The sequence below is a fragment of the Bernardetia sp. genome, assembly GCF_020630935.1.
Classification (GTDB): domain Bacteria; phylum Bacteroidota; class Bacteroidia; order Cytophagales; family Bernardetiaceae; genus Bernardetia.
In genome coordinates, this window is sequence record NZ_JAHDIG010000007.1 from 45,914 (window position 1) to 62,205 (window position 16,292).

15 protein-coding genes are annotated in these 16,292 nt (G+C 32.9%); 11 read left to right on the forward strand and 4 right to left on the reverse strand.

Annotated features, from left to right (window positions below; genetic code table 11):
* Window positions 1–88 precede the first annotated feature (88 nt).
* From QZ659_RS03585 to QZ659_RS03595, 3 genes are all read right to left on the reverse strand, one after another.
* On the reverse strand, window positions 89–706 hold the full coding sequence (locus QZ659_RS03585) for a hypothetical protein (protein WP_291721961.1): 618 nt from the start codon (window positions 704–706) through the stop codon (window positions 89–91).
* Complete coding sequence (locus QZ659_RS03590; RefSeq protein WP_291721964.1) at window positions 690–1,046, reverse strand: PadR family transcriptional regulator; 357 nt, start codon at window positions 1,044–1,046, stop codon at window positions 690–692. Before QZ659_RS03590 ends, QZ659_RS03585 begins: the two co-directional genes overlap by 17 nt.
* A 114-nt stretch (window positions 1,047–1,160) precedes the next feature.
* Window positions 1,161–1,730 carry a hypothetical protein gene (locus QZ659_RS03595; protein ID WP_291721977.1) on the reverse strand — a complete coding sequence of 190 codons (570 nt, stop codon included), beginning with the start codon at window positions 1,728–1,730 and terminating at the stop codon, window positions 1,161–1,163.
* 395 nt (window positions 1,731–2,125) lie between these two features.
* Between QZ659_RS03595 and QZ659_RS03600 the strand changes: the two genes are divergently transcribed.
* Entirely contained in the window at window positions 2,126–2,824 is a 699-nt protein-coding gene (locus tag QZ659_RS03600) for a hypothetical protein (RefSeq protein WP_291721979.1), read from the forward strand.
* 102 nt (window positions 2,825–2,926) lie between these two features.
* A complete protein-coding gene (locus QZ659_RS03605) occupies window positions 2,927–3,436 on the forward strand; it encodes a hypothetical protein (RefSeq protein ID WP_291721981.1) in 510 nt (169 codons plus the stop codon).
* Between the two features lie 103 nt (window positions 3,437–3,539).
* Here the strand turns inward: QZ659_RS03605 and QZ659_RS03610 are convergent, their stop codons facing one another.
* The gene (locus QZ659_RS03610) at window positions 3,540–4,397 is read right to left on the reverse strand and encodes a hydroxymethylglutaryl-CoA lyase (RefSeq protein WP_291721983.1); all 858 of its coding nucleotides are present in this window, start codon (window positions 4,395–4,397) and stop codon (window positions 3,540–3,542) included.
* Window positions 4,398–4,804: 407 nt separating this feature from the next.
* On the opposite strand from QZ659_RS03610, the gene mrdA reads away from it, so the two are divergent.
* From mrdA to sufB, 9 genes are all read left to right on the forward strand, one after another.
* On the forward strand, window positions 4,805–6,805 hold the full coding sequence (gene mrdA / locus QZ659_RS03615) for a penicillin-binding protein 2 (RefSeq protein WP_291721985.1): 2,001 nt from the start codon (window positions 4,805–4,807) through the stop codon (window positions 6,803–6,805).
* 58 nt (window positions 6,806–6,863) lie between these two features.
* Window positions 6,864–8,273 carry an exosortase Y-associated Wzy-like protein gene (locus tag QZ659_RS03620; RefSeq protein WP_291721987.1) on the forward strand — a complete coding sequence of 470 codons (1,410 nt, stop codon included), beginning with the start codon at window positions 6,864–6,866 and terminating at the stop codon, window positions 8,271–8,273.
* A gap of 346 nt (window positions 8,274–8,619) precedes the next feature.
* Window positions 8,620–9,105, forward strand: coding sequence for a hypothetical protein (locus QZ659_RS03625; protein ID WP_291721989.1), 486 nt, complete (start codon window positions 8,620–8,622; stop codon window positions 9,103–9,105).
* A 43-nt stretch (window positions 9,106–9,148) separates the two neighbouring features.
* Window positions 9,149–10,012, forward strand: coding sequence for a glycerophosphodiester phosphodiesterase (locus QZ659_RS03630; RefSeq protein ID WP_291721991.1), 864 nt, complete (start codon window positions 9,149–9,151; stop codon window positions 10,010–10,012).
* Between the two features lie 113 nt (window positions 10,013–10,125).
* Window positions 10,126–10,833: an ABC transporter ATP-binding protein gene (locus QZ659_RS03635; protein WP_291721993.1), complete on the forward strand. Its 708-nt coding sequence runs from the start codon at window positions 10,126–10,128 to the stop codon at window positions 10,831–10,833.
* 434 nt (window positions 10,834–11,267) lie between these two features.
* Complete coding sequence (locus tag QZ659_RS03640; protein ID WP_291721995.1) at window positions 11,268–12,533, forward strand: PQQ-binding-like beta-propeller repeat protein; 1,266 nt, start codon at window positions 11,268–11,270, stop codon at window positions 12,531–12,533.
* Window positions 12,534–12,695: 162 nt separating this feature from the next.
* Window positions 12,696–14,006, forward strand: coding sequence for an OmpA family protein (locus QZ659_RS03645; RefSeq protein ID WP_291721997.1), 1,311 nt, complete (start codon window positions 12,696–12,698; stop codon window positions 14,004–14,006).
* An 81-nt stretch (window positions 14,007–14,087) separates the two neighbouring features.
* Window positions 14,088–14,411, forward strand: coding sequence for a DUF721 domain-containing protein (locus tag QZ659_RS03650; protein ID WP_291721999.1), 324 nt, complete (start codon window positions 14,088–14,090; stop codon window positions 14,409–14,411).
* A gap of 316 nt (window positions 14,412–14,727) precedes the next feature.
* Window positions 14,728–16,185, forward strand: coding sequence for a Fe-S cluster assembly protein SufB (gene sufB / locus QZ659_RS03655; protein ID WP_291722001.1), 1,458 nt, complete (start codon window positions 14,728–14,730; stop codon window positions 16,183–16,185).
* Window positions 16,186–16,292 lie beyond the last annotated feature (107 nt).

The following is a 16,292-nucleotide window of genomic DNA, read 5'->3' on the forward strand; positions in this document are numbered from 1 at the left end:
GAGAAGAAGAGATGATTTTAGAACAACTCAATTAACTGCCTTGACATTTTGCAATATCAAGACAGAGTTTTTCGAAGGTAAAAGAGTTCTAGACGACTTGAACAGATTTTTGATACAACTGATAGAAGAAAATAGGTAGAAATATACAGGCAAAAATTCCCCAGCCAATAGCGAACATTAGTCCCGAACCTGGGAAATGAAGTCCTTTAAAAATCATTCCTGTACTTATAAGTGTCCCAGCCAAAAATCCAATAATTAGGCGAACTTTGTCTGAAAATGCCAAACTAGTACGATTACGATACACCAATGCTCCCAAGCTAGGCAAGACAAACAAGAGTAGTACTACATTTCCTGCCTGTAATAGCATATTTGCAAAAGGCCAATGTAAGTGTTTGAATAAAAGATAGAGAGAAAGAGTAAAAGCTGTTAGGAAGCTAGAGAAATACAAAATACGTTTCATAGTAAGATTGGTTTTGAAGTGTTTAATAAAAAATAATTCTTCTTCTATCTCGCCTACTCCATTGGGTGCAATAGAAATAGAAGCCTGTTTAAAGCCCTCCTCAAATGAAAGACCTTCGCTCATTTTGCTTTCTATGAAGCAACAAAAATGGTCTAACAGACTGTCTTGTAAATCAGTATCTTCCAAAGGATTTTTAAAGATACGTTCACAAACCAGTTCTATTTGATTATCATTGAGTGTTACCATAGATAGGTTCAGTAGTTATAAGATGATGAATAGTATTTAGGAAATCTAAAAGTTCGTTGATAGCTTTTTCGGTAGCTGTTTGTCCTGCTGGCGTAAGATGATAGTATTTCCTTTTTCGTTTTCCTATCATTTTTGTTTCACATTCAATCAGACCATCGGCTTCTAGTTTGTGCAAAGCAGGGTAGAGAGAACCCTCCTTTATCAAAATTTTGCCATCAGTAGATTCCTTAACACATTGAGCCAGTTGATAACCATACATTTTGCCTTTTTCGGAAAGCAAGCGAAGTATGATGGTGGTCAGTGTTCCTTTGAGTAATTCTTTGCTCGGATTTGTTTTCATTTTTACATAGATTTTAAATACATTGTAAATCTATGTATTAATACTAAATCCACAAAAAAAAGTTGCGTTTTTGGCGCAACTTTTTGAGTTTTTTTTAAAATGGTCTGTAAAAGGTTATTTTTTGTTAGGTGAAGTCATTCTCATTTCATCACAATCGTTAGAGATTTTGTAAGCTGTCATTTTCTCTCGTACGGCAAATCCCATTTTCATTCCTTCAAAAATAAGGTATATTTTATTATTGTCTGTTTCTACATCTAGTTGTGCTACTTGCTTTTGATTTTTTGCATCTCTATACGTCAGTAAATATTTATTTTTATCTTTCTTTACACCAACTACTTGATACATTGTAATATCATACAAGCCAGCCATTACAAACATAGGTTCTCCATTACTTACATCAAAGTAAAAAGTACTTACGGGCTCTCCACATTTTGTATAGATAATTTCTTTGTTGTCTTCTGTGGCTAGTCCAATGTACGTTTTGTCTTGAAAAACAGCTAAATGTTTGTTCTTATCTGCATTTTGAGCTTGACTAGAAAAACAAATAGAAAAAAAGAAAACTAAAAAAACACTAAAAATAAATCCTAGTGATAAAGTTTTTAGCATATTATTTCTATTTGTATTGAGAGCTAAGTTGCTAGTAGCCGTCTGCGATGTATTTGAATTGTTTAAAAATTGGTTCATTGAGGTATAGGATTTGAGAGTATAAATAATGAGATATACTTAGTAAAATTTCTTAAATTGCTAAAAACAATTTAATTGTGTTATTCAATAAAATCTGAATAAGTAGCGTTGTTTGAATAAGGCTTTTTTTTAGTCAAATGGAAAGATAGGCTACAAAATATCAGAAACTAGCGTACTTAATTTTTAAGCAAATTTTAAGCAAATTTTATTTTCCATACTAATAAAACGCAATAAAAGTGGTAATTTTATCAATTATTTTACGAAACTATAATCTATGGGTATAGTTTTATGGCTAAATGAGGTTGTTTTTCAAATAGATATTTTTTGATACAACAACTAAAGCATATTCAAAATGAAATAAAAAAAATCCGTATTCTAATATTATGTTTGCAACTATGATTTCAAATTCTTTATTCACTGTTTCTAAAAAAATAGGTGTTTTTCTACTCCTGTTTGTAGCAACTTTTCTTTTTTCCATACAACAAACTCAAGCTCAAACCAGTATGAGTATTGCAGGACGTTATCAAAAATTTATTGGTGGCGAAGAGCGTTTTCCCTTTGGTGCGCCCGAAGATTTTCCTGCTCTTTATGGCGCAGAGTTGCGCTTGAATATTGGATTGAGTTATAAAACAGTTCTTACCCTAGAAGGAGCATATATGATGAGCCTCCAACCTGGAGAGTTTACGTATTCTAATAAAATAACAACAAAAAATACGGGAGCAGAACTCAATGCCAACTTACGTTATTATCTTTTTGGAGCATATAACGATAGAGGAGGATTTTATACCTATGGTGGATTAAGTGGAGGAATGTACAATATAGACTGGTCTCTAAAAAATTATGATGAAATAGGAGGATATACTCCCTTCCCAGAGCCAGAATATTTTCAAGATATGCAGTTTTGGCTCTTGAGTGCTAATGCAGGAATTGGAGCAGAAGTTTATACAGGTTCTTTTTATATTTTTGGAGAAGGTGGAGCATCATATCGTTTTAAAGATTATGTTTCTAATGTTACAACTTATACTCCACATTTACATCATTACTGGAGAGCTAATTTTGGAGTGCGTATTCCTTTTGGTTCAGGTCCTCAATAAGTTTAAATAGTCAAACATATTCTTTCTAATATTAGAAAATATCCATATAAAAAAATAATAGTCTATTCTATGAAATACTCAAATTCTATATCACATAAAATTGTGTCTAAATTTGCATATCTGTTTTTATTAATGTTCGGTTTTATTGGTGTTGCTTGTGAATCTGATAACGATGATAATCCACTTGCTAAATCTCTAATGACTGGCTATATAGCAGATACTAACTATTGGTTTAGTAACACTCCTTCAGTTCTTGTTTCAAAAAAAGATACAGCAGGAAAATATACTAAGTTAGATATTCAAGCAACATCTCAAATAGACCAAAGTACCATAGAAATATTTGTTCCTTATCCAGAAGTGGGTTCGTTTTCAGTAGAACAAGCTGATAGTACGGATAGCGTATTTATTCCACGTACTACTATAAGATATAATGGAGAGGATGTACCAGATGGTTCAATCAATATCATACGTCTTGATACTTTCTATTATGTTCTTGAAGCAGAAATTAATTTCAGTTTTACAGGTGTTGTTGAGGGTGATAGTGGTACAATAGATACTACTGATGTTGCATTTCAAGGAGAAATTAAAGCTGCTTACTTGAAAAGAGATTAAAGATTAAAGCAAAAAATATACACTCCAAAAAACCTTTTCTTACTTGATTTTTTCAAGAGAAAAGGTTTTTTTATGTATAAGTACGCCACGTGAAATAATAATCCTATATAAGTACTTTCTGATTAAAAACCATTTTTGCTTTACTGAGTGATGCTGCAAACTTTTGCATATCTAATCCTGTTTCTATTTCATTCATATTAGCAAAAGCTAAAATAGACTCTGTCGGAATATTGCCTGTTAGTTCGTCTTTAGCCATCGGACACCCTCCAAAACCTAACATAGCACCATCAAAACGCCTACAACCAGCCTTATATGCTGCCTCAATTTTTTCGTTGGCTGTTCTTAGAGGTGAGTGAAAATGTGCTCCTATTTCTATGTGTGAAAACTCTTTATTTAATGATTCGAATAGAGGTGTGATATTGCTTTCGTTGGAAGAGCCTATTGTATCAGAAAGCTGTACAATTTTAATCTCCATTTTATCCAACTTACTCATAAATTGTGTTACAATTTCTGGGTTGTATGCTTCTTTGTAAGGATTGCCAAATGCCATAGAAAGATATACCACTAATGTTTTATTGTGTTTTAAGCACAAGTTTTGAGAATCACTCACTACTTCTAAGGCTTCTTCTATTGTTTTTTTTGTATTTCTTAGTTGAAAAGTTTCTGAAATAGAGAGTGGAAAACCTAAATAGTCTATTTTATCGTATTCAATGGCTCGTTTCAGTCCTCCATAACCAGCAATGACTGCTAATAATTTTGTGTCTGATACATCTAAACCTTCCAACACTTGAGCTGTGTCTTTCATTTGAGGAATAGCTTTTTCTGAAACGAAACTCCCAAAATCAAGCGTATCAAAGCCTACTTTTAAGAGCGAGTTGAGATAGTTTATTTTAATATCTGTATCTATAAAATCAGATAGTCCTTGCATTGCATCACGAGGACATTCTATAATCTTGAGCATGTTGAAGTGTATTTATTGGTCGTGTTTATGTAAAATTTTGGTAGCTTCTAAAAGCTGTTATATCATTCAAAAATACAAAAAAAACGAATGATATTATAATTTTGAAAACATAGATGATATACGTTCATTGCAGTGGTTTTGATATAATTCTAATAAATAATAGTATTTATTCTATATACGCCTTTTTTATGTCGACAAAAATTGATAGTATGGTATCATTTTTAGAATATTTATAACAGTATTTGTTCTAAATAAATAAGATAAAGTGCTTAACTTTGTAGTTCTTATTAAAAAGTGTATGAAAATGAAGAGACATTTGAATATACAGGAGTAAAAATGCTTTTAGAAATCAATTATTTCCACCCTTGTTGGTTGTGCAAGCCAATAAATTTCAATGATAATCAGATTTGAACGACTTTCGTAGATATATAATTCAAATAGCTATTCTCATAGTCTTATTCATCTATGGCTTTCAACTGCTTTGGTTGCAGGTCATTTCTGATGACTTTCAACATCAAGCACAAAATACTTCTACTCGTACTAATATTTTATATCCCCCTCGTGGCTTAGTTTATGACAGAAATGGAAAACTATTGGTAGAAAATAATCCTGTATTTGATATAGAAATAGTAGCCAAAGAATTTAAGCTCAAACCTCAAGATACCACTTATTTGTGTCAGCTTTTACGTATTTCGTTAGAAGAGTTTAGGGAAAAATTAGAAAAAGCAAACCACGGATTACAACGCTACAAGCCTTATCTATTTATCAAACAAATGTCAGTAGAGAATTATGCCAAAATTCAAGACGAACTCTCTGATTATGAAGGTATTTATCCGAATGCAAGAACTATCCGTACTTACCCTTATTCTTCTTTTGCTGGTGGGTTAGGTTACGTTCGTGAAATTGACCAACGTATGCTTGCCAAAGATACAGCAAATTATTACAGACGAGGTGATATGTTGGGAATTAGTGGTATAGAGAGAAGTTATGAAGAAGAGCTAAGAGGAAAAAGAGGAGTGCAGCAAGTTATGTATGACCGTTTGGGAATCGCTAGAGGTTCATTCAAAAACGGAGAATATGATACATTGCCAGAAGCAGGAATGACATTACAGACTACTATAGATGCAGAATTACAGAAATACGGAGAGTATTTGATGCAAAATAAAATTGGTAGTATTGTGGCGATTGAGCCAACAACAGGGGAAGTGTTGTCGATGGTTTCTGCTCCCACATTTGACCCTAATCTTCTGACAGGGGAAGGCACAGAAGTAGCCAAGAATTATTTGATGCTTTCTAAAGACCCTACAAAACCACTATACAACCGAGCTTTACAGGCTGCTTACCCTCCTGGTTCTACATTTAAGATTGTACAGGCTCTGATAGGTTTGCAAGATGGTGTATTGGATACTGCACATACCTCTTTTGGGTGTTCGAAAGAACTAGTAAATTGTCATAATCACCCTTCGCCTTTGAATATACATGGTTCTATTCAGCATTCTTGTAATCCATTTTATTATAAATCGTTTATTCGTATTATTAGGCAAAATCGTTCAGAAAATGATAAGGAAGATACTCGTATTGGTTTAGACCGTTGGCACGATCATGCTCTTTCTTTTGGTTTTGGAAGACAGTTAGGTATAGACTTGCCTTATGAGAGTAGAGGACTTATGCCTTCAACAGCTTACTACGACAGAATAGCCGAAAGGCGTGGCTATGGATGGAAGTTAGGTAATATTTATTCTCTAAGTATTGGACAGGGAGAGATGAGTGCAGTACCTTTACAACTTGCTAACTTTGCAGCCATCTTGGCAAATAGAGGACACTATTATATCCCTCATGTTGTCAAGAAAATAAATGATACTACTTTGGTAGATAAAAAATACAGAACAAAACATACAACTACTGTAGATAAAAAATATTTTCCTTATGTAGTAGATGCTATGGAGGATGTAGTGAGGGCAGGTACGGCTCGCCGAGCAAGAATAGATGATATGGTAGTCTGTGGAAAAACAGGAACAGTTCAAAACCCACACGGAGAAGACCATTCTATTTTTATAGCTTTTGCTCCAAAAGATAATCCTAAAATTGCAATCGCTGTGGTAGTAGAAAATTCAGGTTTTGGAGGAACTTGGGCAGCTCCTATAGCGAGTCTGATGATAGAAAAATACATAAATGATACTATTTCAGAGCAGAATGTAAAATATAAAGAGAAAAGAATTATAGACATGAACTTCATAGAACAAGAAAGACTTCGTTTGGAAAAAGAAGCAGAGCGCAAAAGGCAAAAGTTACAAAAAAAGCAAGAGGAAGAGAAAGCTACTCTTACCACTCAAAAAAAATCCTCCCCTAGCAAAACAGAGGATAAAAAGAATATTGTTTTGGCAGATGCAAAAAGAGAAGATGAATAGTACCTAGCTTTTTTAGTTCTATCTTATTCTCCAAATGCTAGTCTGATTACCAAACCTTATGAATCCACGTTATCTATTACTTTACATACCCGTTTTTCTCTCTTATTTATTACACTCAACAGATGCCTCCATGGCGTATTGGGTAGCTTGGGGAGGCTCTCTTTGGATATATTTAGTAACATTTACAGGAACAGTAAAAAAACTGCCTAACGACCGTCCTGTTTCGGCTCAAGTATTTCGCCCCTTCTTTATAGTTCATCTTATTTTTTCAGGATATATGGCCGTAACTTCTGTATTTTCCTATATGGATGCTATGGGGTATTTATATCTTGATAAAGTGAAAACACAAGAGTCTCCTATATATATATCAAGCATTGCCTATTGTCAGTTTTTATACTGTTTAGGACATGCTGCCTATGTACACGGATTACTATTATTTTTAGAATATAAAAAACCAAAATATGTTATTCAAGTCTCTACTCAGACTTCTATTTCACAACTGTTATTCTTTGCTGCATTATTTTTCTTTGTTGGTAGTATAGCTTTTCTTTTTATACCAGGGACAGCACAATTTTTAATACAATTTCAACTTGCTACTGCTGTTTTTGGAGTATTTTCATTTGGATATTCCATATTAGAGAGAAAAAAGAAATATATACTGATTACAGGACTTTTGTTTGCTTATGGAGAGTATCAAGCACTTATTTCTGGTTGGAAAGAATTTACTGTACTTCCTGTACTTCTATTAGGAGCAATACTATGGACATATCATAAGAAAATTATTTTGATAGCCTCTCCTTTTATGTTGTTCCTCTTTCTATTTATTATTCCATATTATACTGGAATTGTAAGACAACTTAGTTGGAGTGGAGAGGTAGAATCCACACAAGCTGCTGCTATTGCATTAAATAGGGTCAGTAATGAAAATTTGGATGGTTTGTTGGAAGATAACTGGATGTTTCTGACACACCGTTTATCTGAAATCCAAATGTTTATAGTCTATGTAAATAGAGTACCCTCTGAAGTACCATACATGACCTCAGATATTCTTATGCAGTCTTTAGAGACTATTCCTCCAAGAATCCTTTATCCTAATAAACCTATTCCTGAAAATATCATTATGGATAGAGTATATAAAATAGGAGCTGTGGGTTCGGGAACAGGCGTATCGGCAAAACCAGCATTTATTGCTGATGCTTATATAGTAAGAGGGGAAATTGGTGTTTTTTGTGCTTTATTTCTTTTAGGAATGTTTATAACATTTATATCGAAAAAGACAGAATCTATGTTTGGTGGATATGCTATTGGGTCTGGTTGTATATTTTTAGCATTGTATTACATCTTGATTAGAGGAAATGCTTTTGAATATGTTGCCAATACTATTTTTTGGAGTACAGTTACTATGTATTTACTTTTTTATCTTGCTAGACAGTTCAATATAATTGTCAGAAATCCTGATTATGAATAGATAACTATAAAAGGCAATTAATAGTATTTGCTGTTCTGTGAGCCACAGAACAGAGATAAAATACCGTTTGTTGGTGTTTTTAGTGTAGCGACACCAAAAACTTTTTATTTTATGTTCAGTACTCTAAAAAAGCATAATTTTTTGCTTAAATCAGAGCCTCAACAATAATAACTGTTGTAATGTTTGATATTTTTTATTATTTAACTTATTAATAAGTTATTGTTAATAAAAATAAATAAAACAAACTGTCTGTATTTAGTACACGTATTACTTAGATATGTTGTATTAAATTCAGACACAGATGCGTTCATTTTTAAAGTGTTATTTTTCTATATGCTTCTTTTTTTTGTGTACAGCCTCATTTTCCCAACAAATAGAAAGTAGAGCTAAAAATACGTTATATATTGAGGGTGCTGGCGCAGGTGGGTATGGCTCACTAAATTACGAACGTATTTATTTCTTTTCTTCTCAAAGCAATAGAAGTAAACAAATGGCTATTGCTTGCCGTTTAGGTATAAGTACATATTATCTCAACGATTATACAGATAATTTCAACCCAGAAATTATTCTCCCTCTTGCTCTACATTTTTTATATGGCAAAAGCCACAAATTAGAGCTTGGTATAGGGCAGACATTTACTTCTTTCATAAGAGCTGATACAAATACATTCAAACCAGTTCGTGATATACGTAATCATACTCACTTTACACTTGGTTATCGTTATCAACCACTTAAAGGTGGCATTATGTTGAGAATAGCATATACGCCAATGCTTGAATTTAATACAGACTATACACATTGGGGAGGGCTTGCCATAGGTTATGCTTTCTAATTAATTATTTAGTCTCATTTTTAAAATTATTATTCAATTTGTCATGAAAAAAACATTACTTTTTCAACGCATCTATTTTATTTTTTTTCTACTTCTATTTTTTTTTGTAGCTCTAACTTCTTGTATTACAGAAGAGATAGACATTGACATATCAGAGCGAGATATTAAAGTTATCGGACACGGAGGAATGGGTATTGGACAGGTTTATCCAATGAATAGTTATGAGTCTGTAATGTATGCTGTAAGTTTAGGCAGCGATGGGATAGAAATTGATGTCCAGATGACAAAAGATGGTGTTTTAGTAGCCTTTCACGACGAAGAATTAGAAACAAAAACTGACAAACATGGAAAAATATATGAACAAAACTGGGATGATATAAAAGATGCTGAATATGTAAGCTCTGCGCCTTACACAAAATATAGAATCATTCGTTTGAAGAACATTTTTGAGCATTTACCAAATCTTTATGACTACACTTTTTTTTTAGATGTCAAATCCTTCCACTCTACCACTTCAATGGCTTATCATAACCAGTTGAATCAAGCTCTCACAAATTTGATAGACGAGTATAGAGAGAAACGAAATCTGAATATAAACAGAATATATATAGAATTGAAAGACGAAGAGGCAATAGAATTGTTACAAAACACACATCCTAATTATCAAATTTTTGCTTATGATAATTTTGAAAGAGCATTAGAAAAAGCTAGAAAGTATAAATTGAAAGGAATAACTGTTCAGACCAGTGAACTAACAAAAGAAAACGTTGAATTGGCACAGAATGAAGGTTTGCTAGTAGCTACTCTCAATACACACTCACAAAACAAAAATATAGAAGCTGTCAATAAAGGAGTAGATTACATACAGACAGATAGAGTAAAACATTTGATTAAAATTTTGAAATAATTTGCAGAGAGATAAATCAAATTTTTCGTTAAAAATGATTTCAATAAATAGAGAAAATAAAAAAAATCAGTAAAATTGATTATCTTTTGAAAATAAGTTTTAAATCCTACTATATGCTTTCCCTAAAAAATATTCATAAATCTTATCATACTGCTGCTCAAAGTATGCACGTTTTGAAAGGCATTGACATGACAGTAAATGAAGGCGAATTGATTTCTATTATGGGTTCTTCTGGCTCTGGAAAATCGACGCTTCTCAATATTTTAGGAATGCTAGACAATTATGATAAAGGAGAGTATTGGTTAGATAAAGTTCTAATAAAAAATCTTTCTGAAAAACAAGCTGCTATCTATCGCAATAAGTTTCTTGGGTTTGTGTTTCAGTCTTTCAACCTACTTTCCTTCAAAACAGCAGCAGAAAATGTTGCTCTCCCTCTTTATTATCAAAAAGTAGGTCGTAAAGAAAGACAAATATTAGCAGAAAAATACTTAGAACGTGTGGGACTAAGACAATGGGCGCATCACTTGCCTTCTGAGCTTTCGGGAGGTCAAAAACAGCGTGTTGCAGTGGCAAGAGCCTTAATAACAGACCCTAAAGTAATCTTGGCAGATGAGCCAACAGGAGCGTTAGACACCACCACCTCGTATGAAGTAATGGAACTTTTCAAGCAAGTACACCAAAGTGGTAAAACGATTGTTATCGTTACTCACGAAGACGATATTGCAGAAAAAACAGAAAGAATAATCAGATTGAGGGATGGAAATATAGAAAGTCAGAATGATAAAATAAAAAAAACGGATATTGCTCTAGATAAGAAATAAAATCATAGGTAATAATTTCTAAAGTACTGGACATCCATCGATATTTGCTGTTCTGTAACTCACAGAATAGGGAAAAGTACCGTTCGTTGGTGTTTTTGCAAAGCGACACCAACGACTTTTTATCTTCCTGTCCAGTACTCTAAATAATTTCTTCTATCCCTTCTATTTTAGCTAAAGTTATTTTAGTTTTAAAGACTTATTAATTTTTATGCTAAATTGTAATGTGGATTATATTAGCATAAGTAGGCACACTTATTGCAAAATTCCTAAATAAGTGCGAATACAAACAATGAATGACTATTTTTTAATCTTGTATAGGAAATGTATTTTACACCTAAAGGTTTCAATAATACCATAGTCAGAATAGCATCACACAAATATTTTCACTATTTGCCTTAAAAAAAATCAATCTAAATAAAATATAGCTTTAGCGTATGAAAATCTTAACTTTCTGTATTGCAGCAGCATTATCTCTTAGTTCTACTATTTCTTTTGCCGTTCCCTCTCTAAATCCTACATCAACAAATGATAATGCTTCTCTCAAAAATTCTATTATAAATAGAACAAATAAAATGGCTTATAAGTCAGTAGGAGATAAAGGTTTTGATGCAGCTAACACTGTTATTAAGTGCCAAGATGGAAATTTTGTTCTATTAGGACGTACAGATTCGTATGGCGCAGGTGATATGAATATGAGCGCAATAAAAGTAGATGCTGCTGGGAATATTATTTGGAATAAAAACTATGGTGCAGAGGAAAGCGAAGAAGGTTATTCGGGCTTAGAAACTGCTGACGGAGGATTTATTTTTGCTGGTTATTCAGATTCGTATGGTGCAGGCTCAGACATAAAAGATGGGTGGATAGTGCGTACAGACGCAAAAGGAACTCGTATTTGGGACAAAACGTTTGGCTCTAATCAAAGTATAGATGAAATATATAGTGTTATACCTGATGGCGAGGGAAATTATATGGTACTAATGAACAGTATTCCTATCACAACAGGCAAAAGCGATATTATTCTTTTAAAAATAGATGATACAGGAGAAACAATTTGGAAGAAAAGCTTTGGTGGTAAAAGCAGCGAACAAGGACACTCATTAGCTAAAACAGAAAAAGGCTATCTTATTGCTGGACATGTAGAAGGAGAAATGATGACAAAATGGGATATGCTCTTGATTCATGTAGATGAAGAAGGCAATAAAAAATGGGAAAAAACCTATGGAGGTGGAGACAATGAGATGGCAAATGTAGTTAAAGTAATGCCTTCTGGAAATATTCTGATTGCTGGTTATTCTTATACCTATGCAGAAGGAAGCCACGATGCTTGGATTGTCTGTGCAGACAAAAATGGAAAAAAAGTATGGGATAAAAATTTTGGTGGACTAAGTACAGATGAAGCCTTTGATGTTCTAGTTACAGAAAAATCTGAAATTATTATGATTGGCTATACAGATGTGTATAAAGCGGATGAGTATGGAAATAATGTAAGCAAACTTTCCAATGAAATTATGATTAATAAGTTAGATGCAAAAGGCAATGAAATTTGGACAAGAACTCTTGGAGGAGAAAAAGACCAAGTAGCTAAAGCTGGAGCTTTAACAGAAGATGGTGGTTTTGTGTTGGCTGGTTATACCAATGAGAATATGGATTCTAAAAATGTAGATATGCTTATCTTGAAAGTATCTGCTGATGGAAAATAGGGCATAATGCATCTTTGTTTTATCGTTGAAAAAAATAAGTTAGCCGAATTTCTCATAAAATAATAATGAGAGGTTCGGTTTTTGTTATTCAAATAAAAAAATAAATGTACTTTTAGGGTATCAAGCATACATAATCTAGTGAGAAAACGTAGGAGAAATACGATGAGAATACTACCACAACCAACTATAATTTTTTTATACGAAAGAAAGAGAAAAAACACCTCCCTTATTCTGCTTATCCTATTATTTATTTTTATAGCTAATAAACTACTATATGCTCAAGGTTTTGATAGTTTCCAACCATCCAACCTTGTAAATAAAGACAATACATTAGCCCCTACTTCTGCTATTGTCAAAGGAAAATTGTTTGCCTATCACTACAATCAAGAAAAAGGCAAAAGTGGAAAATATTATACTCAAAAAGAAAAGCTAGTTGTTAATCTAAGTGTTAGAAATCTTCGCACACAAGAAATGCAAAAAAGAATTTTTTCTCCTGATACTGTTTCTGGAAACTATTTTATGTTTTTGTTGCCAGATGAGCGTTATGAAATTAGTATAGTAGTAAAAGGTTTTCGGCCTTATATTATTGTACTTTTTATCCCTCCCCAAACATTTATCTATGAGTTGAATCGTGATATTGTTTTTGAGCCTATTATGTTATTGGAAGAACAAATTGGTCAGCACAACTCATTTAAAAATCGCTCTCAAAATCTAACTTACTATTACGATTCGGCTGCTTTACACAACTACGACAGAGATAAATTTGAAGTATTGAGAGAACTGATAGACTATACGATGGCAAAAGGAAATACAAATGCACTGGATAGCCTAGAAAAAATAATTGTAGATGAAATTTCTCCAAAAGCATCTGTGTATATTCCTTCACAGTTAGAACCTAATGATAACTTCAAACCTATTTTTGATAAAATAAAGGAGAGCTTTTCACACGGTTCGTGGGAATATATTGATGAATTTTATGCTAAGAAAAGTACAGGAAATACATATTATTCAGAAGCAAAAAGTATTTCATCATCAGAAAAGCCAAACCAAAAAACTATTGTAACACACTTTGTTCTTTTTGATGGAAAAAATGCCAAACGTCTTACAAAAGAACAGAAAGAAAAACTACAACAAATAGCCAATTTTCTAAACAACGACTCAAGGCTAGTTATAGAAATTTTTGGAAGGACAAATTCAGAAAACAGCACAGAAAAGGAGTTAAGCTCTGAAAAACGTCTTCGTATGTCTTCTAAGCGCACTAAACAAGTCTTCAAATATTTGAAAAAAAGAGTAGAAGACAAAGACAAATTTCATTATATTGTCTATGGAATGAGTGAAAAATTAGATGATGCAACTTTAGACGAAAATACAGAAACTCCAAATAAAGAAGTTGATAAAAAGAACGAACTACTATTTACAAAAGTAGCTCCTAAAGCTCCTAGAGTAGAACTCGTGATTAGTTTAGGCAATTAAAAAATAGTTTTCATTTTAAAATCATTAATCTAAACTGACTATCCTTCTAAATTCAAAACTCTACAATCTAAATTGGTTCTCATGTACGACAAAGATTTTAATAAACTTCCCACACGCCAAACTCCAGACCCAAAGCCGATTGGTGAGGCTTTAAAGGGATTTTTAGAGTCTCAAAAGTGGAATACAAAGTTTGAAAGCAGTAAGCTAAAGGTAGAATGGGAAAAAATAGTAGGTAACTTTGTAGCAAAGCAAACTGAAAAAGTAGAAATAAGAAATAAAAAGATATTTATTCGTGTTTCTCAACCCACTTTAAGATATGAACTCTTAATGCAAAAAACATCTATTATCTATCGTGTCAATTCGCATTTTGGAAGAAGAATGATAGAAGAGGTGGTGTTGCTATAATTTGATGTTTATCTGTTTTTTTAAAAAGTTGTTTAAGAATAGACAAATAACCGTCGTTGAGGCTCAAAATGCAGCCGTCAACGAGGATAAAATTCCCTAAACGACGGTTTAAAACCTCGTTTACGGTTGATAAAATACATTCTTAATCAACTTTTTAGCATAAAAAACACCAAAAACGAGCTTTTTTCAAAAAAATGAAGTTCATAAAACCTTTATCTCATTTTTTTGTTATATTTTTGCAGTATCAAAATTATTTAGACTAATTACAAACAAGTCTAACATCATATAAAATTATTGCTACTTACCTTACAAAATTATGGCAGAAGCAAAACAGACAGAGCAAGAACTTTTAGAAGACATCACAAATTCGGAATACAAATACGGATTTGTTTCAAATATAGAATCAGATAAAGCTGTTAAAGGTCTCACAGAAGACACCGTTCGTTTCATTTCAGAAAAGAAAAATGAACCCGAATGGCTTTTAGAATGGCGTTTGGAAGCCTTTAGAAAATGGAAAGAAATGCCAACTCCAAAATGGGCAAATCTAAATATTCCAGAAATAGATTTTCAAGAAATTATCTATTATGCTGCGCCTAAAAAGAAGCCAAAAGTAGATAGTTTGGATGAAATAGACCCAGAACTTTTAGCTACATTTGACAAACTTGGAATTTCTTTAGATGAGCAGAAACGCCTTACTGGTGTGGCTGTGGATGTAGTAATGGATAGCGTTTCAGTTGCCACAACATTTAAAGCAAAACTAGCAGAATTAGGAATTATCTTTTGTTCGTTTAGTGAAGCTGTGCAAGAACATCCAGAACTCGTAAAAAAATATTTAGGCTCGGTAGTTCCAGTAACAGACAATTATTTTTCTGCGCTCAATTCGGCTGTTTTTAGCGATGGTTCATTTTGTTATATTCCTAAAGGAGTTCGTTCTCCAATGGAACTTTCTACCTATTTCAGAATAAACGAAGCGAATACAGGGCAGTTTGAGAGAACACTTATCGTCGCAGAAGAAGGATCTTATGTAAGTTATTTGGAAGGCTGTACTGCGCCTCAAAGAGATGAAAATCAACTTCATGCTGCTGTAGTAGAAATTTTTGCTCACAAAAACTCAGAAGTAAAATATTCAACAGTTCAGAACTGGTATCCAGGAGATAAAGATGGAAAAGGTGGAATTTATAACTTCGTAACCAAACGAGGAATCTGCTTTGGAGATGATTCAAAAATTTCTTGGACACAAGTAGAAACAGGTTCTGCCATTACGTGGAAATATCCATCTTGTGTTTTGAAAGGCGATAACTCTATGGGAGAATTTTATTCTGTGGCTGTTACTAAAAATTATCAGCAAGCCGATACAGGAACAAAAATGATTCATATTGGAAAGAATACAAAAAGTCGTATTGTTTCAAAAGGTATTTCAGCTGGTTTTAGCCAAAATTCATATCGTGGTTCGGTAGATATTATGAAACGAGCAACGAATGCAAGAAACTTCTCTCAATGTGATTCACTCTTAATTGGAGACCAATGTGGAGCGCATACATTCCCATACATCAATGCAGAAAATAGCAGCGCACAAATAGAACACGAGGCAACAACTTCAAAAATTGGAGAAGACCAGATTTTCTATTGTAATCAAAGAGGAATTGACTCTGAAAAAGCTGTTGCACTTATTGTAAACGGGTATTGTAAAGAAGTTTTGAACAAGTTACCAATGGAATTTGCTGTGGAAGCACAAAAACTTCTAGCTCTTTCTTTGGAAGGAAGTGTAGGATAGTAGAAATATACTTACGTAAAAAAATCCTATCAAAAAAGCGTATTTTGATAGGATTTTCTTTTTGTTCTAATTTAGATATACCTTGTATCTACTGAAAACTTCTCTGG